At 70.0% G+C, this 19,837-nt stretch carries 19 protein-coding genes and 2 pseudogenes; 9 read left to right on the top strand and 12 right to left on the bottom strand.

The genetic code is table 11. The features are described 5' to 3' along the window. Positions 1-13 precede the first annotated feature (13 nt). The 4 genes from K6K41_RS21765 to K6K41_RS21780 all read right to left on the bottom strand — a co-directional run bounded on the left by K6K41_RS21765 (position 14) and on the right by K6K41_RS21780 (position 4,860). On the bottom strand, positions 14-622 hold the full coding sequence (locus K6K41_RS21765; protein ID WP_261402240.1) for a DUF1287 domain-containing protein: 609 nt from the start codon (positions 620-622) through the stop codon (positions 14-16). Positions 623-751: 129 nt separating this feature from the next. Beyond that, entirely contained in the window at positions 752-1,831 is a 1,080-nt protein-coding gene (pstS, locus tag K6K41_RS21770; protein WP_261402241.1) for a phosphate ABC transporter substrate-binding protein PstS, read from the bottom strand. A gap of 169 nt (positions 1,832-2,000) precedes the next feature. Further along, the gene (locus tag K6K41_RS21775) at positions 2,001-3,608 is read right to left on the bottom strand and encodes a Na/Pi cotransporter family protein (RefSeq protein WP_261402242.1); all 1,608 of its coding nucleotides are present in this window, start codon (positions 3,606-3,608) and stop codon (positions 2,001-2,003) included. A gap of 376 nt (positions 3,609-3,984) precedes the next feature. Continuing rightward, positions 3,985-4,860, bottom strand: coding sequence for a LysR family transcriptional regulator (locus K6K41_RS21780; RefSeq protein ID WP_261402243.1), 876 nt, complete (start codon positions 4,858-4,860; stop codon positions 3,985-3,987). Positions 4,861-4,960: 100 nt separating this feature from the next. On the opposite strand from K6K41_RS21780, the gene K6K41_RS21785 reads away from it, so the two are divergent. Then, on the top strand, positions 4,961-5,896 hold the full coding sequence (locus K6K41_RS21785; RefSeq protein WP_261402244.1) for an AEC family transporter: 936 nt from the start codon (positions 4,961-4,963) through the stop codon (positions 5,894-5,896). 70 nt (positions 5,897-5,966) lie between these two features. Here the strand turns inward: K6K41_RS21785 and K6K41_RS21790 are convergent, their stop codons facing one another. Next, positions 5,967-6,179 carry a hypothetical protein gene (locus K6K41_RS21790; RefSeq protein ID WP_261402245.1) on the bottom strand — a complete coding sequence of 71 codons (213 nt, stop codon included), beginning with the start codon at positions 6,177-6,179 and terminating at the stop codon, positions 5,967-5,969. 252 nt (positions 6,180-6,431) lie between these two features. After that, positions 6,432-7,166, bottom strand: coding sequence for a sulfite exporter TauE/SafE family protein (locus K6K41_RS21795; RefSeq protein ID WP_261402246.1), 735 nt, complete (start codon positions 7,164-7,166; stop codon positions 6,432-6,434). A 107-nt stretch (positions 7,167-7,273) separates the two neighbouring features. On the opposite strand from K6K41_RS21795, the gene K6K41_RS21800 reads away from it, so the two are divergent. Then, positions 7,274-8,206, top strand: a complete 933-nt coding sequence (locus tag K6K41_RS21800; protein WP_261402247.1) for a LysR family transcriptional regulator — start codon at positions 7,274-7,276, stop codon at positions 8,204-8,206. Here the strand turns inward: K6K41_RS21800 and K6K41_RS21805 are convergent. Then, positions 8,169-9,290 carry a L,D-transpeptidase family protein gene (locus K6K41_RS21805; protein ID WP_261402248.1) on the bottom strand — a complete coding sequence of 374 codons (1,122 nt, stop codon included), beginning with the start codon at positions 9,288-9,290 and terminating at the stop codon, positions 8,169-8,171. The genes K6K41_RS21800 and K6K41_RS21805 overlap by 38 nt on opposite strands. 268 nt (positions 9,291-9,558) lie before the next feature. Here K6K41_RS21805 and K6K41_RS21810 point away from each other — a divergent pair, with 268 nt between their 5' ends. Together K6K41_RS21810 and K6K41_RS21815 are read left to right on the top strand one after the other, a co-directional pair. Beyond that, the gene (locus K6K41_RS21810; protein WP_261402249.1) at positions 9,559-10,134 is read left to right on the top strand and encodes a hypothetical protein; all 576 of its coding nucleotides are present in this window, start codon (positions 9,559-9,561) and stop codon (positions 10,132-10,134) included. Between the two features lie 120 nt (positions 10,135-10,254). Continuing rightward, positions 10,255-11,160 (top strand): dienelactone hydrolase family protein, encoded by a 906-nt coding sequence (locus K6K41_RS21815; RefSeq protein ID WP_261402250.1) that lies wholly within the window; start codon positions 10,255-10,257, stop codon positions 11,158-11,160. Positions 11,161-11,416: 256 nt separating this feature from the next. Here K6K41_RS21815 and hisG read toward each other — a convergent pair. Both hisG and K6K41_RS21825 read right to left on the bottom strand, forming a co-directional pair. Next, positions 11,417-12,420, bottom strand: a pseudogene (gene hisG / locus K6K41_RS21820) (ATP phosphoribosyltransferase). Further along, positions 12,417-13,508 (bottom strand): ATP phosphoribosyltransferase regulatory subunit, encoded by a 1,092-nt coding sequence (locus K6K41_RS21825; protein WP_261402251.1) that lies wholly within the window; start codon positions 13,506-13,508, stop codon positions 12,417-12,419. The pseudogene hisG and the gene K6K41_RS21825 overlap by 4 nt, the downstream one beginning before the upstream one ends. Positions 13,509-13,672: 164 nt before the next feature. Here K6K41_RS21825 and K6K41_RS21830 point away from each other — a divergent pair, with 164 nt between their 5' ends. Both K6K41_RS21830 and K6K41_RS21835 read left to right on the top strand, forming a co-directional pair. Further along, entirely contained in the window at positions 13,673-14,881 is a 1,209-nt protein-coding gene (locus K6K41_RS21830; protein ID WP_261402252.1) for a GTP-binding protein, read from the top strand. A 26-nt stretch (positions 14,882-14,907) separates the two neighbouring features. Next, the gene (locus tag K6K41_RS21835; RefSeq protein WP_378149227.1) at positions 14,908-15,186 is read left to right on the top strand and encodes a hypothetical protein; all 279 of its coding nucleotides are present in this window, start codon (positions 14,908-14,910) and stop codon (positions 15,184-15,186) included. 45 nt (positions 15,187-15,231) lie between these two features. Here the strand turns inward: K6K41_RS21835 and K6K41_RS21840 are convergent, their stop codons facing one another. Beyond that, on the bottom strand, positions 15,232-15,732 hold the full coding sequence (locus tag K6K41_RS21840; RefSeq protein WP_261402253.1) for a hypothetical protein: 501 nt from the start codon (positions 15,730-15,732) through the stop codon (positions 15,232-15,234). A 343-nt stretch (positions 15,733-16,075) separates the two neighbouring features. Here K6K41_RS21840 and K6K41_RS21845 point away from each other — a divergent pair, with 343 nt between their 5' ends. Beyond that, positions 16,076-17,182, top strand: coding sequence for a TIGR01459 family HAD-type hydrolase (locus tag K6K41_RS21845; RefSeq protein WP_261402254.1), 1,107 nt, complete (start codon positions 16,076-16,078; stop codon positions 17,180-17,182). A gap of 30 nt (positions 17,183-17,212) precedes the next feature. After that, the gene (locus tag K6K41_RS21850) at positions 17,213-17,761 is read left to right on the top strand and encodes a formaldehyde-activating enzyme (RefSeq protein WP_261402255.1); all 549 of its coding nucleotides are present in this window, start codon (positions 17,213-17,215) and stop codon (positions 17,759-17,761) included. Positions 17,762-17,926: 165 nt separating this feature from the next. On the opposite strand, the gene K6K41_RS21855 is transcribed toward K6K41_RS21850, so the two are convergent. After that, positions 17,927-18,493 (bottom strand): TetR/AcrR family transcriptional regulator, encoded by a 567-nt coding sequence (locus tag K6K41_RS21855; protein WP_261402256.1) that lies wholly within the window; start codon positions 18,491-18,493, stop codon positions 17,927-17,929. 471 nt (positions 18,494-18,964) lie between these two features. On the opposite strand from K6K41_RS21855, the pseudogene K6K41_RS21860 reads away from it, so the two are divergent. Continuing rightward, positions 18,965-19,298: pseudogene (locus K6K41_RS21860) on the top strand (carboxymuconolactone decarboxylase family protein). Between the two features lie 43 nt (positions 19,299-19,341). Here K6K41_RS21860 and K6K41_RS21865 read toward each other — a convergent pair. After that, positions 19,342-19,770 carry an FKBP-type peptidyl-prolyl cis-trans isomerase gene (locus K6K41_RS21865; protein WP_378149217.1) on the bottom strand — a complete coding sequence of 143 codons (429 nt, stop codon included), beginning with the start codon at positions 19,768-19,770 and terminating at the stop codon, positions 19,342-19,344. Between the last annotated feature and the right edge of the window lie 67 nt (positions 19,771-19,837).

Raw genomic sequence — 19,837 nt, forward strand, 5'->3', positions numbered from 1 at the left:
GACCGTTCGCCCCTCACGCCGTCGGCGCGAAGCTGAACCGGCCGACGATCGGATAGGCGAACAGCGTGTCCTCGATCTTCGCTCCGCCGCCGATGTTGTGCACGACGAGCGGGCGCCCGCCTTCGCTTCGGCGCGCGGTGACGATCGCGATGTGGGGCAGGTTTCCGGGCAGCCGCTGGGTGACGAGATCGCCCGGGCGATAGTCCGTCCCGGCCTGCGTCGCGGGCTTTTCGGCGCCGCGGCGGCGGAAGAACGTCTCGAGGTTCGGCACCCGCCGGTGGTCGATGTTGCGGTCGGGCCGGCTCATGCCCCAGAGCCTGGGATAGGACGCGAAGGCGGCGCGCATGTCGCCGTTGACGAGCGCCTGCAGGTCCGTGCCGAAGGCGGAGCGATAGGCCCGGATCACGACGTCGGTGCAGACGCCCCGCTCCGGGGGCACGTCGCCGCCCGGGAAGGCGAGGCGGACATAGGCCGGATCGTAGATGGTGGTGACGCCGACCTGCGCTTCGGCCGCGGCGAGGAGACGGGCCCGCCAGTCGTCCCGGCCGGGATCTGCGAGCGCGCGCGAGGCGGCGGCGAGGCACGGCAGCGCGGCCAGAAAGGCGCGTCGGTCCAAGGTCATCCCGAAAACCCCCGAGGCTTCGGCGTCGATTGACGCCGCCGATCCGGGCGGTTGTTCGGCCGAAATGGGGAAGGCCCCGGACGCAGGCTTTCGCGCCGGGGCCTTCGATCGTCGTCCGGTTCGCGGCCTTCAGCCGGCCTGGGGCTCGAGCGTCGGCTCGGCGCCGAGCTTGTCGCGCCAGTAGCCGCGGATCTTCTCCACCGTTTCGGGCGGCAGCGGCACGTAGCCGAGCTCGGCAGCGACGGAGTCGCCGCGTTCGAAGCCCCAGTTGAAGAAGGCGAGCGCCGCGGCGGTCCCGGTCGCGACGGGCCTGGCGTCCGGCACGAGCGCGAAGGTCGTCACCACGATCGGGTAGGCGGCCGCGCCCGGCGCGTCGACCAGCGAGACGCCGAAGTCGTTCGCGGCGTTCCACGGGGCGTTCGCGGCGGCGGCCTGGAAGCCCTCGGCGCTCGGCGCCACGAAGGCGCCGGCGGCGTTCTTCAACGACGCGACCGTGAGGCCGGCCTTCCGGGCGGTGGCGAGGTCGAGATAGCCGATCGAGTTCGGCGTGCGGGAGATCATCTCCGCGACGCCGCCGTTGCCGCGGGCCGGACGGCCCACCGGCCACTCGACCGTCTGGCCGGCGCCGACCGTCTTCCAGCCTTCGCTGATCTTCGCGAGATAGCTCGTGAAGGCGAAGGTCGTGCCCGAACCGTCGGAGCGGCGCACCGGACGGATTTCGTCGGCGGGCAGCGCGAGGTCGGGGTTGAGCGCCTTGATGGCGGGATCCGACCAGGTCTTGACCTTGCCGAGATAGATGTCGGCGATGAGTTCGCCCGAAAGCTTCAGCGCGCCTTGGCTGACGCCCGGAAGATTGACGGCCGCGGCGACGCCGCCGACCACGATCGGGAACTGCGCGACGCCGTACTGTTTCGCCTCTTCGGGCGAGAGCGGAACTTCGCTCGCGCCGAAGTCGACCGCGCGGTCCTTGATGCGCATGACGCCGGCCATCGAGCCGGAGGCCTCGTAGTCGAGCCCGCCGGAGGGCTGGGACTCGGCGGTCCACTGAGAGCGCAGATTGTCCTGGTTCCAGCGGTTGAGGAGCGGCTGGACCAGCGTGGAGCCCGAGCCGGTGACGGTCTGGGCGTGGGTCGGCGTGGCGACGAAGAGGGCTGCGGCCATCGCGGCGAGCGCCGCGCGGCTGGCGAGCCGAAGAGTTCGGAGGCTCATGGGTTTTCTCCAGATCGAACGGGAGGCGCGCCGGCCCTTGCGGACCGGCGCGCCTGGCGTCGTCAGGCCGGGACCGGCGCGGCGCCGAAGCCGCCGACTTCACGGGCCGCCGCGGCTTCCGCCGGGACGGCGCGCGAGACCGAGCGGCGCTCGGCGTCGATGCGTTCGATCAGGAAGTAGGCGCGCTCGCGCTGCCGAGCAGCGCGAGGATCGCGCCGCGCTCGACCCACGGCAGCGAGCCGTTGAGGCGAAGCGCTTCGGCGCGGAGCTCGCCGAGCTGGGCGACGCGGGGCGCCGCTTCCGCCGAGAGGTTGTCGCGGCGGGCGCTCGCGGGGTCGGCGACAATGCGCATGGCGTCGCTCACCTGGTCCAGCAGGCGGTCGACGAGCGGGCGGCCCTTCTCGCCGAAGGGCTGGCGCTCGACGCGGCGGGCGATCTGGTAGAGCGCCTCGCCGAGGCTTGCGGTGTAGTCCTCTTCCTCGATCAGGCTCGCGACGAGATCGGCCCGCTCATAGGGCATCTCCGCCTTGAACTGACCCGAGGTGTAGGCGCGGATGTCGCGGTTGAGCAGGTCGAGCTGGTTGTAATGGACCTCGACCTTCTCCGGGGCGCCTTCCTTGCCGCGGGCGATGTCGATGAACTTGAGCGCGCCTTCGAGGTAGCGGGCGTTCTCGGCCAGGATCGCGGCGACGGCGGTCGAGGGAGCGTTGGCCGCCTCGGCGGTCAGGTGCTTCGGCGTCGAGTAGTCCTCGACGTCGTCGAGCGAGGAGGCGCCGACCTTCATCAGCACGCGTTCGAACACGCCCACGAAGGGGTAGAGCAGGACGACGTTGAAGATGTTGAAGAAGGTCGAGTAGAGGCCGATCGCGACGGGGACGAGCGGGTAGGTCTCCTTGCCCTTGACCATGACGGGCGCGCCCGGATCGCCGCCGAACCACTGCATGACGTAGGTCAGCACGTCCATCGAGACGAAGAACAGCGGGATGGTCACCATCACGCCGATCAGGTTGAAGGATATGTGGGCGTAGGCTGCTCGCTTGGCGTTCTTCGACAGGTTGAGCGAGGCCATCCACGAGGTGATGGTGGTGCCGAGGTCGGCACCGAGCGAGAAGGCGACGGCGGTCTTCCAGTCGATGATGCCGGCGGCGCCGAGGCCCATCACGATGCCGATCGTGGCCGAGGACGAGTGGATCATCGCGGTGACGCCGGCGGCGATCAGCACGCAATAGAGCAGGTTGACGTAGGAGTCGGCCTTCAGCGACGAGATGATCGACATCACCTCGGGCATGGAGCGCAGCGGCTTGAGGCCGCCGGTCATCAGGTTGAGGCCGTAGAAGATCAGCGAGAAGCCGATGCAGGCGAGCGCGATGTTCTTCACCTTGTCGGTCTTGGCGAAGATGTAGAGCAGCGCGAAGAGGCCCGCGAACAGCAGTCCGAGCGGCCCGAGCGGCAGCGCGATTAGGCCGTTGCCGAGCGTCGTGCCGATGTTGGCGCCCATGATCACCGAGATCGCGGGGCGGAGGCCGACGACGCCGGCGTTGACGAGGCCGACGACCATGACGGTCATGGCGGTCGAGGACTGGATGACGCCGGTGATGAGCGTGCCGGCCACGACGCCCTTGGCGGGGGTGCCGGCGAACTTGGCGAGCATCGCCCGCATCTTGTTGACGGCGAGCGACTGGATGCCGTTCGACATGAATTCCAGGCCGAGCATAAAGATGCCCAGGCCGCCGATGACCGGCACGATGATTTGCGTAAATATGTCGACTTGTTGCATTCGACGCTCTCCAGGCTGTTTGAAGCCGTGCAGCCGCGCGCAACCGCCGCGCTGGTCGAACGACCGGCGCGGAGGCGGTGAGGCGTCTGTCTACGGCAGGTGTTCGCGCGATTAATTGGCGCTTTACCTAAAATTAGGCTATTTAGCGCCCATGACGGTCCGATGACGGCGGTCATTGGCGAGTAAATCGCTGATTTCTTCTTGTTTTCGTTGAAAATACAGGGCCGCGGACCGCCCTCTCCAGCTCGGATTGACGGCTGGATGACAGCCGCTCCCGCCTGTCGATCGGCTGTCGAGGAATGCGGTCCCAAGAACTTCTTATGAAGCCGTCGCCGATAACATTTTCGTGAGCTTCTACTGACGAAGACGCGCCGCGCTAGCCGGCGCCGGCCTCGGCGAGGAACAGCCTCAGCGCCGGATTGAGGTTCGCCGGGCGCCAGGCGACCACATGCTCGATCTGCGGCGCGTCGACGAGGTCGCGATAGACGACGTTGGCGACGCCGAGCTTCCGCATCGACGACGGCGTCACGGCGACGCCGAGGCCTTCCGACACGAGGCTCACGATCGTCTGCTGAAGCTGAGCCTCGAGGCGCGCCGTCGGCTCGAAGCCGCCGCGCCGGCAGAAGCCGGTGATGGCCTCGCGCAGCGACGGCGTCGTCTCCGCCGGGGCGATGATGAGCGGGACGCCGCCGAGATCCTCCGGCGCGATCTCGACCTTCAGCGCGAGCGGATGGTCGGACGGCGCGGCCAGGCAGAGCGCCTCGCGATGGATGACGCGCGCCTCCAGCCCGCCGACGCCGCCCACGTCGAACATGATGCCGGCGTCGAAGCGCCCGCTCTTCACGGCCTCCTCGAGATCAGGCGGCAGGAGCTCGCGGAGTCTTAGCGCGACCCTCGGATGCTTGGCGGTGAAGCGCCGCGCGAGCGCGGGCAGGACCGTGTAGGCCGAGGACATCATGAAGCCGATCGAGAGCTCGCCAAGCTCGCCTCGATCCGCCATCCGCGCGTTCTCGCAGGCCTGGTCGAAGGCCGCGATCGTGGTCCGGCAGTCCTCGAGAAAGCGCTGTCCGGCGAAGGTGAGCGAGGCCTGCCGGGAATGGCGCTCCAGCAGCCGCACGCCAAGCTCGGCTTCGAGCGAGGCGATCTGCCGGCTGAGCGGCGGCTGGCTCATGCGCAACCGCTCCGCGGCGCGCCCGAAATGCAGCGTCTCGGCCAGGGCCACGAAATAGCGCATCTGCCGGATGTCGATCATGATGCCGATAAGGTATGGATGCGCCTTGGAATGGTATTAGATCATACCCAAAGGGCTTGGTAGAGGTCGCAGACGCCTCCTCACGCTTCCGGCAGCCGCCTTGCTCTCGACCCTTTCGATCGTCGTCCCGATTTTCGTGCTGATCTTCGCCGGCTGGCTCGCGCGGCGGCTGGACGTGCTCGGTCCCGGGGCGACGCGCGAACTCAACCGCTTCGTGGTCTATCTCGCGCTGCCGGCGCTGCTGTTCGACATCGTGGCCCACGCCCGTCCGGAAGACATCTGGCGGCCGGGTTTCGCGGCGGCCTTCGGGCTCGGCGTCGCGGTCATCTTCTGCCTCACGGTCGCGCTTCGCCTGCGCCGCCCGCGGCATCTGGCGGATGCGGCCATCGACGGGCTGAACGCGGCCTACGCCAATGTCGGCTACATCGGCTTTCCGCTCGTTCTCGTCGCGATCGGGCGGGAGGCGCTCGCGCCGACGCTGGTCGCGAGCCTCATCACCGTCTGCGGGGTGTTCGCGGTCGCGATCGTGATGATCGAGGTCGGCCTGCAGACGGAGCGCAACCGCGGACGGCTGATCGTGAAGGTCAGCGGGTCGCTGGCCAAGAACCCGCTCCTCGTCGCGCCGGCGCTCGCCGCGGTCTTCCCCGTTTTCGGCCTCATTCTTCCGGGGCCCGCCGACACGTTCCTGAAGCTGCTCGGCGGGGCGGCGTCGCCCTGCGCGCTGGTGGCGCTCGGGCTGTTCCTCGCCGCCAAGCGCGAGCCGACGCAGCGCGACGACCGGGCGGTCGCGGCGATCGTCGCCCTCAAGCTGCTGGGCCAGCCCGCGGTCACCTGGGTCCTGGCCACGATGGTGTTCGGCCTGCCGGCGCCGCTCACCCACACGGCCGTGCTGCTCGCGGCGCTGCCCACCGGCACCGGGCCGTTCATGCTCGCCGAGTTCTACGGGCGGGAGGCGAACCTGACGTCGAGCGTCGTGCTGGTCTCGACGGTTCTGTCGGTGGTCACGATCAGCGCCTATCTCGCGCTCGTGGCGTGAACGAAGAAAGGCCCCGGACGCATTTTGCGCCGGGGCCTTTCGCGCGCTCAGGAGGCGGATTTCGCGAAGATCAGTTCGCCGCGGCGGTCTTGCCCGTCGCGACGTCGGTGACCGAGCCGTCCTCGAGGCTGATCCGGTAGAGCTCCTTCACGACGTTGCCGGAAAACTGCAGCTCGACGATCGAGACCGTCTTCAGAGTCACGGGGAAGCCCTCGGGGAGGATCGCGTTGTAGGCCGCCGCGGTCTCGTCCATCGGGGCCTGGAACTTCGAGAACGGCTCCATGGAGTAGACGAGGGTGTTGTGCGGATTGTGCGAGGCGGTCGCCTTGCCGTCCTTCCGACGCTCTCCCTCTGAGCTACAAAGCCGACTTCGTCTGGCGGAACACGGGGCCGCAAGGCGGTCCGCGCCAGCCGGGCCATAAAACCCGGACACAAGGCCTCGCGAAGGCCGCGGCTTATGGCGCAACCGCCGGGCGAGCGCAACCCCTGTTTTGAAAAATTCTAAAACACGAGGCGATGAACGCGCCCGCCGTCGTCAGGCCGCCTGTTCGGCCATGAGGTAGAGGCCGAGCGCCAGCATCCCGACGAAGAAGACGGTGCGGAACGTCGTGGGCGAGATGACCGCCCGAAGCCTCTGCCCGAGCCACATTCCGAGCCCGGCCGGTGCGAGCGCCGCGACGGAGCCGAGCGCCATATGGGCGTCGAGCGCGCCGTGCGCCATGAGCCCGACCGCAAGCGCGGTGGTCGACACCGTGAACGACAGGCCGAGCGCCTGGACGAGGTCGTCCTTGTCGAGCCCGAGCGCCTGCAGGAACGGCGCGGAGGGCATCACCGAAACCCCGGTCGCGCCCGTGACCACGCCGGTGACGAAGCCGACCGGAGGTCCGGCCCAGCGTTCGGCCGAGGCTCCGAGCGACAGGCGCTTTCCCGAGAGGCCGAAGGCGGCGTAGAGCGTCAGGATCGCGCCGAGGCCGACGACCGCGTAGCGGGCGTTGTCGCCCGAGAGCGTTCCGGCGGTGATAACCGTCGCGATCGCCACCGCCGCCATCATCGGCCAGAAGCGCTGCATCGCGCCGGCCGGATCGGGGCCGGCCGACAGCTGCCAGACATTCGTCACGAGCGAAGGGACGAGCATCAGCGCCGCGGCTTCGCCGGGGGCGGCGACGGTCGCGAGCAGCCCCATGGCGACGGTGGGCAGGCCCATGCCGGTCACGCCCTTCACCACGCCCGCGAGCACGAAGGTCAGGAACATGAAGAGGGCGAGGGACATTGTGAGCTCTGGCATGGGGCGAGCTTGATCCCGCCGCGGCGCCGGGCGCAATCTGGACCTCGCGGCGTCAGCCTTCGGAAACTCCGAAGCCAATCGAGGAGCCGCCCATGCGCTTCGACCTGCCGGACCTTCGCCTCTTCGTCCATGTCGCCGAGACCGGCAGCATCACCGCGGGGGCGTTGCGCGCCAATCTCGCGCTCGCCTCGGCGAGCGAACGGGTGAGGGCGATGGAGACCTACGCCGGCGCCGCGCTCGTCGAGCGGCTGCACCGCGGCGTCGCGCTCACGCCCGCCGGCCGCGCGCTGCTGCACCACGCCCGCGAGATTCTCGAGCGCCACGAGCGGCTTGGGGCCGAGCTCGCGCGTTTCGGATCGGGGCTGAGGGGCCATGTGCGCATGGTCGCCAACACCACGGCGATCGCCGAGCATCTGCCCGAGCCGCTCGCCGCGTTCCTCGCCGCCCACCCGCATGTCGACGTCGATCTCGAGGAGCGTCTGAGCCGCGAGGTGTTCGAGGCGGTGGCGGCGGGGCGCGCCGAGGTCGGGGTCGCGTCCGACCAGGTCGATTGGGGCGAGCTCGACACCCGCACGTTCCGCCGCGATCAGCTCGCCATGGTGGCGGCGCGCGACCATCCGCTTGGCGGCCTGAGACGCGTCGCCTTCTCCGAGACGCTCGCCTACGAGCATGTCGGGCTCGGCGCGGGCGCCGCGCTTCAGGACTATCTCGCCGGGCAGGCGCGGCGGCTCGGCGCGACCATGTCGCTGCGCATCCGGGTGCGCGGCTTCGTGGCGGTGTGCCGGATGGCCGAACAGGGCGTCGGCGTCGGCATCGTGCCGGCGATCACGGCGCGGCGCGCGCGGCGGTCCATGGCGATCCGCGTCGTGCCGTTGTCCGACCCCTGGGCCGCCCGCGCGCTCGTGGTGGCGACGCGGCGCGGCGCGCTGACGCCCTACGCCGCGGCGCTCGTCGCCTGGCTCGCGGACGGGCCGGGGGCGGGCGAGGCTACTCGAACGTCACGGTCGTCTTGTTCGGCGCGATGATCGCGCCGAGCTCGGCCGCGTCCCAATTGGTGAGGCGCACGCAGCCGTGGCTCGAGGTCTTGCTGATCTCGGAGGGCTCCGGCGTGCCGTGGATGCCGTAGGTCGGCTTGGTGAGGTCGATCCACATCGAGCCCACCGGCCCATTCGGCCCCGGCGGCAGCACGAGGCGGCGGCGGTTCTTGCCCTGCTGGAAGTTCTTCTTCGGGTCGTAGATGTAGTGCGGATTCGGGAACGCCTTCGTCACCTTCATCGCGCCCGACGGCGAGGGCGTGTCGGGCGAGCCGATGGTGGCGGGAGCGGCGATCAGGATCTTGCCCGTATCGTCATAGGCGCGGAGCTCCCCCTCCTTCTTGTCCACCACGATCCGCGCCGCGCGGCCCGTCGGCGCGCCGGTCTCGGCGACCAGCAGACGCGCGCCGGCCGCGCCGAAGTCGGCGCCCGGGTTCATCGCCTTCAGGAAGCGCTCGTCCATGTGGAAGCGCTCGGCCAGCATCTCGGCCGCGTCGCGGAAGCCGATCTCCTTCATCTTCGCGAGCTTGGCGTAGTCCTTCGGCAGCGGCTTTCCGACATAGCGGCCCCCGACGTCCTCCCGGGTGAGCTCGTAGACCCTGGTGGCCTTGCCCTGGTCCACGGAGAGCGCGCGCCAGAACGGCTCGTCGATCCCGCCCTCGATCGGCATCGCGCGCATGATGCGGAAGGCGCGCACGGCCTTCTTCAGATTGTCGCCGTCGCGCCCGTCGATGACGCCGGGCGAGGCGTGGGCGCGGTCGAGCAGGATCTGGACGCGGATGAGAAACGCGTCGGGCGGCGCGTTGCGGCGGGCCTTCTCGGTCTCGGCCTTTTGCTTCAGCGCTTCCGCCCGCGCCTTGCGCGCGGCGCGGGAGCGGCCTTCGGCGGTCTCGAGCGCCTTGGCCAGCCGATCGTCCTCGGCGGCTTGAGCGTCCATGCGGGCGCGCCAGTCCTCGAAGCGCGCCGCGTCGATGTCGGCCTCGGAAGGCGGCGGAGGAGGCGGCGGCGGCGCGCCATACGCCGCCACGGGGGCGAGGAGCGCCGCGACGAGAACGAAGCGTGCCAGAAACGTCATGCGACCGCCGTCCGATGCGTCCGGCCGCGGGGGCCGCGCCGGAACGACCCTCCGGCGAAAGCCGCAAGGTCTTACCGTCTTCACACGCGCCGAGGGGACGGCGCCCTGCGGCGCCGCGACCGCAAAGCCGCCGTCGTTTAGCTTAAATGATGCATTTCCTCCGGTTTCGATCCCGCTCAGGCTATCGTGACCGGACGACGCGCGCCGCGGACCGTCGATGGTCTAGAAGAAGCGCCGGATCGGGGATGCGTATCGGAGTCTTCGGACTATGAGTTCCAGAATGGGCCGCAGGCGGCTCTCCTTCGCGGCGCTGGCGGGACTGGCGATCGCAGCCGCAGCGCCCGCCGCAGCCGAGCCGGCGCGGGACGAGGCGACGGGCCTCTCGGTCGAGCCGCCGGCCGGATATGCGGTCCGCAAGGCCGAGGGCGATCCGCGCTACGCCGTGGTCTACGCCGTGCAGAAGCAGGGCGAGGAGGACACCGGCTGCAAGATCGCGTTCCAGCCGACGCCGCCGACCGCCGGCTCCCCCGCGCTCAGCCAGGACGACATCAACGCCTTCACCCGCAAGAAGGAATGGACCGACCTCGTCCGCGCCACGCTCGCGCTGCGCTACGAGGTCGCGGCCGTGGAGCCGTTCGAGCATCAGGGCCTGATGGGCGCCGAGGTGGTGGCCGACTTCAAGCCCGTCGAGGGCGAGGAGAAGCCGCCGGAGGTGCGCTCCTATCTCGTCGTGATGGACACGCCGAAGGGCCGCACCACGATCGTCTGCGTCGGTGACAAGGCCGGCTTCGCCGCGCGGCGCGGCGAGTTCGAGGCGATCGCCCGCTCGGTCACTCCGCGCTGAGCCTTCGGGTTACGATGACGTGATCCCCTGACCGCAAGCCTTAGCCGCGGGCCGCGGGGCTGTATAGGGTGGCGGGAGCGGGATCCTCCGCGGGCTGCGACAGCGGGGCATCAAGCCGACATGACCGATCGTCCCGAGGCTTCGCGGCCCGACCGGTGCGCGATCGCGCTCTATGACCGCTTCACCCATGGCGAGATGAGCCGCCGCGAGTTTCTCGACCGGCTCGCTCTGCTCGCAGGCACCGCCGCAGGCGCCTCGGCGCTGCTCTCGAGCCTCTCCAACGACTACGCCCGCGCCGCGATCGTCGCGCCGGACGACCGGCGGCTCGCGATCGACCGCGTCTCCTACGACGCCGCCGACGGCAAGATCTCGGGCCTGCTCGCCCGGCCCAAAAGCGGCGACAAGCGCCCGGCGGTCTTGGTGATCCACGAGAACCGCGGCCTCAACCCGCACATCGAGGACGTGACGCGCCGGCTCGGCGTCTCGGGCTTCCTCGCTTTCGGCGTCGACCTGCTGTCGCCCGCCGGCGGCACGCCGGCCGACGAGGACAAGGCGCGCGAGATGATCGGCGCGCTCGATCTCGAGAAGGCGACCGCGGAGCTCGTCGCCGCCGTGACCTTCCTGAAGGACCACCCGGAGTCGAACGGCTCGGTCGGCGCGGTCGGCTTCTGCTGGGGCGGCGGCATGGCGAACCGGCTCGCGGTCGCCTCGCCCGACCTCAAGGCGTCGGTCGCCTATTACGGCAAGGCGCTTCCTCCCGACCAGGCAGCCAAGGTGCGCGCGCCGCTGCTGCTGCACTACGCCGGGCTCGACGAGCGCATCAATGTCGACGTCCCGGCCTTCGAGGACGCGCTGAAAGCGAACGAGAAGGAGTTCGAGGTCGAGTTCTACGAAGGCGTCGACCACGCCTTCAACAACGACGCCAATCCCGCGCGCTACGAACGACGCGCGGCGGCGCTCGCCTGGGACCGCACGATCGCCTTTCTGGAAGGGCGCCTGGGGGCGGCCGTTCCGCCCACCCGATAACGGTTCGAATTTTTTTTCAGAAGTCCGGAACCGGGTTCGGGGCTCTGCGTTCTGTGCTCGAAAGCTCGCCAAGACGAGCTTTTGGACAGGCGACCGGATCCCCCGACTGGTCAGCCTCACGAAGGCGGAACCGCTACCCCCCGAGGCGGTTCCGCCTTTTTCTTTTTCTGCGCCCCATCACGGACAGGCGGCAGGCGGCGGTTCGCCCATTTCGGCGAAAACGCACCCCGCTCTAGCGACGGCCGGCGGCGACGCCTCAAGCCTTTCCGATCGCCGCCTCGAATGTCGCGACCAGCGGCGGCTCCGGCTCGAACACGTCCTCGAGCGTCGCGACCGTCACGGTCCCGGCGCCGGCCGAGCGCAGCGCCTCGATCACCGCGAACACCGCCTTCTTGGGCGCATGAAGCACCAGCGGCGCGCCCTCGACCGGCGGGCCGAACGGGGCGCGGGCGTCGAAGCGGGCGGCGAGGTCCACGATCTGGCGCTCCATCCGGGTCGACATCTGGGCGCGGATCTCGCGCACGGCGCGGGCGCGGGTCTCCGCTGCGATCCGGGTCATGATCGTGCGGCCGGCCGCGCGCGCGGACGCGCTCCACGGCGCGGCGAGGCTCGCGACGAGCTGCGCCTGGCTCTTCAGCATCACGCCGTCGTCGAGAACCTTCAGGGCGTTGGCCTTCAGCGTCGCGCCCGTGGTGGTGATGTCCACCACGACGTCGGCCGCGCCGGCGGCGGGCGCGCCCTCGGTCGCGCCGGCGCTCTCCACGATCCGGTAGTTGGAGACGCCGCGTCCGGGCCGCCCGTCGGCCGGCGCCTTCCAGGCGAAGAAGCCGCGGGTGAGGTTCACGTATTTCGTCGCGCGCAGGCGCTTGCCGTGGCGCCGCCGCATGTCGTCGGCGACGTCGTCGAGGTCGGCCATGGTGGCGACGTCGATCCAGGCCTGCGGAACCGCCACGACGACGTCGGCGTAACCGAAGCCAAGCGGCTGCAGCAGTTTTACGCGCGTGTCCGCGTCGGAAATGTTCTCGCGGATCAGGTCTTCGCCCGTGACGCCGAGATGGATCGCGCCGCTCGCGAGCTGGCCGGCGATCTCCGACGCCGAGAGATAGGCGACCTCGACGTCGGCGAGGTCCGCGATCGCGCCGCGATAGTCGCGCGCGCCGCCGGGCTGCACGAAGGTGAGGCCCGCGCGCCCGAAGAAGGACGCGACGTTCTCCTGAAGGCGCCCTTCGAGGGCACGCCGAGAATGAGCTTCCCGCTCATGGCCGGGCCTCCCCGAACCGGTCGAGCCAGAGCGCGAAGCCGACGCCGGGCGAAGGCTCGCGCGCGCCGAGCGCCGAAAGCAGCCCGTCGTACCGCCCGCCGCCCGCGAGCGCCGCGCCGGTGGCGGGGTCGGCCAGCTCGAACACGAGGCCGGTGTAATAGTCGAGCCCGCGGCCAAAGCGCGCCGAGAACCGCATGTCGTCGACCGGCAGCCCGGCGGCGCGGAAGGCGTCGAGCCGCGCGCGCAGCGCGTCGACGGCGCTGCGCACCTTCGGCGCGCCGCCCTCGGCGACGAAGTCGAGTGTGGCGAGCGCGGCAGGCGCCGCCGCGTCGACCGCGAGGAGGCTCGTGAGCCGCGTCCGGTCCGCGCCGCCGAGCGTCACGGCCTGGGCTTCCGCGCGCTCGAGGAACCGCTCCGCGATCTCGCCCGGCGTGCGCCCGCCCACCGCCGCGATGCCGGCGAGCGAGAGGAGATCCTCGATCACCGCCTTGCCGGCCTCGGGCCCGGCGGCCGCGAGCGCGGCGTAGAGGCCGGCATGCCCGGCCTGGCCGGGCGTCGGCGCGCGGTCGTCGATCGTTCCGCCATGGGCGAGCGCGCGCTTGAGACGGCGGCGATAGCCGACCGGAGCGTCGAGCGAATCGACCGCGGAGTCGAGGATGGCGCGGTCTCCGAGCCGGATGGTCGGGGAGGGGGCGCCGAGCGCCGCGCAGGCCTCGAGCGCGAGCTTCAGCACCTCGGTCTCGGCCTCGACGGCGTCGGCGCGTCCGAAGCTTTCGACGCCCGCCTGCCGGGCCTCGCCGCCGTTCGAGCCCTGCCGGAACACCTCGCCTTCGTAGAAATAGGCGCCCGCGCCCGACGCCTCGCCCTGCGCGATGTGCGCCAGAGCGGTCGGGATGGTGAAGTCGGGCCGCAGGCAGAGTTCCTGGCCCTCGGCGCCGCTCGTGAGGAAGACGCGCTGGCGAAGCTCCTCGCCCATCACGTCGAGGAACGGCTCCGCCGGCTGCAGCACCGCGGGTTCGACGCGCGCGAAGCCTGCGGCCTCGAGGCGGTCGACGAAGTCTTTCGGAAGGGTCGCGGCGCGCGGCATCGGGAGGAGTTCGGCTGTTGCGGCGAAGAGGATGAACGCCGCGCGTCTAGCAGGCGCGGCGCCGCCGCGCGACTGTTTTCGCCGAACGCGGTTTCCGCCGCTTGCGCCGCGACCGATCCAGAGGCTAAAAATGTGATGTTATAACATTAACATTCGAGGCTTCGATGTCCGACCGCCGCCTTCCCGTCACCGTGCTGTCCGGCTTCCTCGGCGCTGGCAAGACCACGCTGCTGAACCACGTCCTGTCGAACCGGCAGGGCCTCAAGGTCGCGGTGATCGTCAACGACATGTCGGAGGTGAACGTCGACGCCGATCTCGTGCGCGACGGCGGCGTGCTGCGCGCCGACGAAACGCTGGTTGAGATGACCAACGGCTGCATATGCTGCACGCTGCGCGACGATCTTTTACGCGAGGTGCGGCGGCTGGCGATGAGCGGGCGCTTCGACCATCTCGTCATCGAGTCGACTGGGGTGTCGGAGCCTCTGCCGGTCGCCGCCACCTTCGACTTCCGCGACGAGGACGGCTTTTCGCTCTCCGACGTCGCCCGGCTCGACACCATGACGACTGTGGTGGACGCCTCGAACCTGCTGCGGGATTTCTCGAGCCGCGACTTTCTGGCGGCCCGCGGCGAGACCGCGGGGGAGGGCGACGCGCGCACGCTCGTCGACCTGCTCGTCGACCAGATCGAGTTCGCAGACGTGATCGTGCTGAACAAGGCCTCGGCGGTCGACGCCGAGACGCTGCGGAACGTGCGCGGCGTGATCCGCTCGCTCAACGATGAGGCGGCGCTGGTCGAGACCGATTTTGGCCGCGTGAAGCTCGCCGACGTGATCGGCACCGGACGGTTCGACTTCGACGCCGCGCGGCGGCGACCGACCTGGCTGAAGGAGCTGTTCGGTTTCGCCGACCACACGCCCGAAACCGAGGAGTACGGCGTGAGGAGCTTCACGTTCGCCGCCCGGCGGCCGTTCCATCCGGAGCGGTTCGCGGCCTTTCTCGCAGAAGCCTGGCCGGGGCTCGTGCGCGCGAAGGGCCACTTCTGGCTCGCCACCCGGCCGGATTTCGCGGGCGAGATGTCGCTCGCCGGCGCCGTCTGCCGCACCGAGGGAGCCGGGACCTGGTGGGCCGCGACGCCCCGCCACGCATGGCCTGAAAGCTCCGAATGGCGCGGCTGGCTGAATGCGCGCTGGGAGGAGGGCTGGGGCGACCGCCGTCAGGAACTGGTCTTTATCGGGATCGGTCTCGAGGAAGCAGCGATGCGGACCGCGCTCGAGGCGGCGCTGGTCGGGCCGGAGCGGGCGCAGGACGTGGACTGGGCCGCGCTTGCGCGACTGCCCGACCCGTTCCCGCATTGGCGGCGCGAGGCGGCTTGAGCGCACGAGCGGCCCGGGCGTAAGACATGGGCGCCATGGCGTTCCTGTTCCGACGCAATCCGGAAGACCCCGCGCGCGCCGACGCCTCCCGGCGCGTGGCGGCGCTCGTGCGCGAGATCGTCGGCCTCGACGAGGACGACGCCGTCACCGTGAGCGAGATCGCCTGCGGGGATCCCGCCTGCGGCGGCGCGGAGACGGTCGTGCTGCTGATGCGCGCCGGGCGAAAGACCGAGGCCGTGAAGCTGATGATGCCGATGGCGCAGGTCGCCGAAGAGCACGTGCGCCGGGAGTTCTCCGGGCGCTGAAGCGCGCGGGGCCCGCGGCGGCCGCGGAACCCCGGCGCCGTCCGCTCACTTTACGTATTTGCCGTTCGCCTTGAACCCGCAGCCGCCGAAGCTCGCGTCGGCCTTGAGGTCGAACTCGACGAGCAGCCGGCCCTTCTTCTCGGTCGTGCGGAAGTTGGCGACCGTGAAGGTGACGTTCGGGACCACCTGGACGCCCTTCGAATAGCCGATGCCTTCGCCGGCGAATTCGAGCGATCCGTTCTTGGCCGATTTCAGCTTGATCGCGGTGCCGCCTGCGATCCGCAGCAGCGCGCCGTCGCCCGAGACGCCGATCTCCGGAAGCACGATCGCCCCCGTCTTCGCGCCGTCGCCGCGGATGCGCGAATAGCCGATGTCGATATCCGAGGGTTCGGCGTCGAACTTCGGGAAGAAGCATCTGGCGCCGGCCGCCTGGGACCGGTCGAGCGAGAGATGGAGCTGGCCGTACTCCCATTCGCCGGTCGGCGTCTGGGCGTGGGCGGAGGTGGCGGCGAAAACCAGGCAGGCGGCGGCGATCGACTTGCGCATGTAGGACCCTGTGGAGAAGCGTTCCGCGGGAGCTCGCGGCGGCGACATGCTTCCATGGGTGGTATTAAGAGGGTGTGTGCGGACCGATTAAAGTGCATTCGGAATGCGGGATCCGTCTTCGACGAAACCGGCGATCGAGACCGACGCGCAGAGGTCTCATTCACTGTGAGGTGGATTATTTGATCCCCGAGAAACCCGTCATGCGTCGCCGTGGCGCGCGGGGCGCATGAGACTGCGCCTTGACGGCGACCGGCGCCGCGCTTAGCCGAGGCGCGATGTCCAACGTCTCAGCCTCGCCGTTCCCCGGCTTCTCAGCGCTCGCGCCCGGCTACGAGCTGGCGCTGTGCGACGTCTGGGCGTGCTGCATGACGGGCTCAACGCCCATCTCTCCGCCGCCGACGCGCTCACGCGCTTCCGCGAGGCAGGCGGGGCCGTGGTGCTGGTCTCCAACGCGCCGCGCCCGTCCGAATGGGTGGTGACGAGCCTCGACGAGAAGGGCGTGCCGCGCTCCGCCTGGGACGCGATCGTGACCTCGGGCGACGTCGCCAAGCGCATGATCGCCGACCGCGGATTTTCGCGCGTCCACCACATCGGGCCGGAACGCGACCTGCCGCTGCTGGGCGACGAGCGCATCGCGCGGGTTCCGCTCGAGGACGCGCCGATCGCGGTCGTCACCGGCCTCGTGGACGATCAGACCGAAGTTCCCGAAGACTATGACGAGCGCCTCGCCGTCATGAAGGCGCGCGGCCTCGCGCTGATCTGCGCCAACCCCGACCTCGTCGTGATGGTGGGCGAGCAGCGCCTCTGGTGCGCGGGCGCGATCGCCGACCGCTACGAGGCCATGGGCGGCGAGACGCTGTGGGCCGGAAAGCCCTACGCGCCGATCTACGAGGCGGCGATGCGGCTCGGCTCCGACGTGCTCGGCCGACCCGTGCCGCGCGAGCGCGTCATCGCCATCGGCGACGCGGTGCGCACCGACCTCACGGGCGCGACCGACGCCGGGATCGACTGCGTGTTCGTCGCCGACGGCATCCATGGCGAGGAGCTTGGCCGCGGCGCGCCCGACCCCCGAAAAGCTCGACGCCCTCTTCGCCGAGCACGGCTACCGCCCGGTGGCCGTCATGCCGCAGCTCGCCTGGTGACCGGAGGCGCGACCATGGCCGACGATGCGTCGCGGTCGGCGCCGATCGCTCCGCCGGCGATCGTGATCAGAAAGCAGGCGATCGCGGACAAGTCGGTCCATCTTCAGCCTGTTCTCGCGGACCTCGGCTTTCGCGACGCCCCCACCGAGACCGCCGACCTCGTCTTGCTCGGCCCGCTCTTCGGCGCGGAGGCCGTCATGGCCGTCATCAGGGCGCTGGAAGGTCAGGGGCTCGTCTATGTCGATGACTTCTACGCGGTTGAAGTCGATCTGCCCGATTGGCTTCGACTGAGCGCGTCTTGCGCCTGATCTCCATTCGATAAGCGAAGGAAAGCACCCATGAGCAACCGCATCGTCCTGCGCGCCGGCGAGGCGCTCGTCGCCGGCGGCCCTCCCGGAACCGCGGCCGAGCCCGAGGTCGTGATCGGCGAGCTCGACGGGCCGGTCGGGACCGCGATCGCCACGCTGACCGGCGACCAGGTCCAGGGCCACACCCGCGTGTTCGCGCTTCTGAACACCGACATCATGGTGCGCCCGGTGACGCTGTGCGTCTCCAAGGTCACGGTCGACAATTCGCGCTACACCAACATCCTTATGGGCACGGTGCAGTTCGCGATCGCCAACGGCGTGCTGGACGCGGTCCGCGCCGGCTACATCCCGAAGGAAAAGGCCAACGACCTCGGCGTGATCTGCTCGGTCTGGCTCGCGCCCACGATCGTCGACGTGAAGGACCTCGACCACAAGGTGCTGTTCGACATCCACCGCAAGAGCATGTGCGAGGCGATCCGCAAGGCCATGGCGTCGGAGCCGACCATCGACTGGCTGCTCGAGAACCAGGACAAGATCACGCACAAGTACTACCAGATGGGTCTCGACGGTAAGGTCTGAGATTGGGCCGAGGCGGCTGCGCCGAGTTGGCGCGACCGTCACCCCGCTCGTCATCCCCCGGCTTGTCCGGGGGATCCACGCCATGTCGTAGGGCGTCGTGGCGTGGAGACGTGGATGCCCCGGACAAGCCGGGGCATGACGAACTGAACTTGGCGCGCCGCCCCTTCAGGCCGCCACGCTCGCCCGCAGCGCCGCGAGCGTGTCGCGGAACCCGCCGGCCCGGCCGAACACCCGCTCCATCAGCAGCGCGCCTTCGAGCGTCGCGATGATCTGGCGGGCGAGCGCTTGGCTGCCGACGCCCGGACGCAAGTCTCCCGCCGCCTGTCCCTCGGCGATGACCGCCGCCAGCCACTCGACATGCTTGGCGAAGAACGCCGAAAGCGCCGTCCGGAAGGCCGCAGGCAGCGCCGCGACCTCGACCGCGAGCGCGGCGCAGAGGCAGCCAAGGTCGTCCTCCAGCCCCTTCAGATAGAGCGCCGCATAGGCGTCGATGCGCGCGGGCGCGTCGGCGTGAGCCTCAAGGATCTTGGCCATCGCGGCGTCGTAGCGCTCGTCATAGGCCGCCACGAGCGCCAGCCCCATCGCCTCCTTGGACGGAAAGTGGTGATGGATGCTCGCCTTGGTGATCCCGACCTCGGCCGCGAGATCGGCGTAGCTGAAGCCGGCGTAGCCGAGGCGGCGCACCAGCCTCTCGGCCTCGATCAGCAATCGGTCTCGGGTCTTCAGGGACATCGGCGAAGTATCCGGCGCAGCAGGGCCCCGTCAACGCGCGTCCAGGCGAGGGGGCGGCGATGAGTGAGTTCGGCCGGCAAGCCGGGGGACGCCGGCGGCGGCGCGCGGGCGGCGTCCGAAGGGTTCGGAAGGGGCATGTCGTTCACGCCGGCCTCCTTCCTTCGAGAGCGCTTTGCTTTGCCGAACTGCGTGCTTCGAGACGCCGACCTCCGGTCGACTCCTCAGCATGAGGGGGCGTGGGAGATTGGCGTCTTCTAAACCTCCCTCATGCTGAGGAGCCTGCGTCAGCAGGCGTCTCGAAGCACGCACTCGGCGTCATCCCAAGCTGACGCCTGATCCCACGCCCGCACGCCGGCGAGGTCCCGGAGCATCTCCTTCACGCCCGCCTCGATCCGCTCGCTCCGGCCGCCGCGTCCTTGATCCGCCCATCGTGCACCCTACTAGTAGGTTGGTGAATTTGGGAGGATACGTATGTTTGACTGGAACGGTTATCGCGACGCCCTCGGCGGCCGGCTCGGCGAGCTGGCGAAGCTCAGTCCCGACGTGATGAAGGGGCACGACACGCTGGCGGCGGCGGCGACCGCCGGAAAGGTTCTGGACGCCAAGACCCGGGAGCTGATCGCGCTCGCGGTGGCGGTGACCCACGCGCTGCGACGGCTGCATCGCGGTCCATTCCGAGGCCGCCCGCAAGGCCGGGGCGAGCAAGGAGGAGCTCGTCGAGGCGCTCGGCGTCGCGATCGCGCTCAACGCGGGCGCGGCGCTGGTCTATTCGGCCCGCACGCTCGACGCGTTCGACAAGTCCTGAAAGCGCGCCCGCCGGCCGCGACGCGCGGCCGGCGGGCCAGAACTCACTTCACGCCGAGCAGCTCGACGTCGAAGATCAGCGTGGCGTTCGGCGGGATGACGCCGCCGGCGCCGCGCGCGCCGTAGCCCATCTCCGGCGGGATGATCAGCGTGCGCTTGCCGCCGACCTTCATGCCCTCAAAACCCTTGTCCCAGCCCTGGATCACCATGCCGGCGCCGAGGCGGAACGAGAACGGGTCGCCGCGGTCGACGGAGCTGTCGAACTTCGTCCCCTTTTTGCCGCCGTCGTCGAGATAGCCGGTGTAGTGCACCTCGACCTGCTGGCCGGCCTTGGCCTCGGCGCCCGAGCCGACGACCGTGTCCTGATATTTGAGGCCGCCCGGGCCGGCCTTCGTCTCGACCGCCGCGGCGGGCGTCACCGCCATGGCGAGCGCGAGGCCCCCGAGCGTGGTGAGCGCGACCATAAGACTCATGCGTCTGATCCTTCCTTAGCGTGCCTTGGAGCCGATCGGCGGCCCCGCGTTCCGGCCGCCTTATAGC

The organism is Chenggangzhangella methanolivorans, assembly GCF_019797865.1.
Classification (GTDB): domain Bacteria; phylum Pseudomonadota; class Alphaproteobacteria; order Rhizobiales; family Methylopilaceae; genus Methylopila; species Methylopila methanolivorans.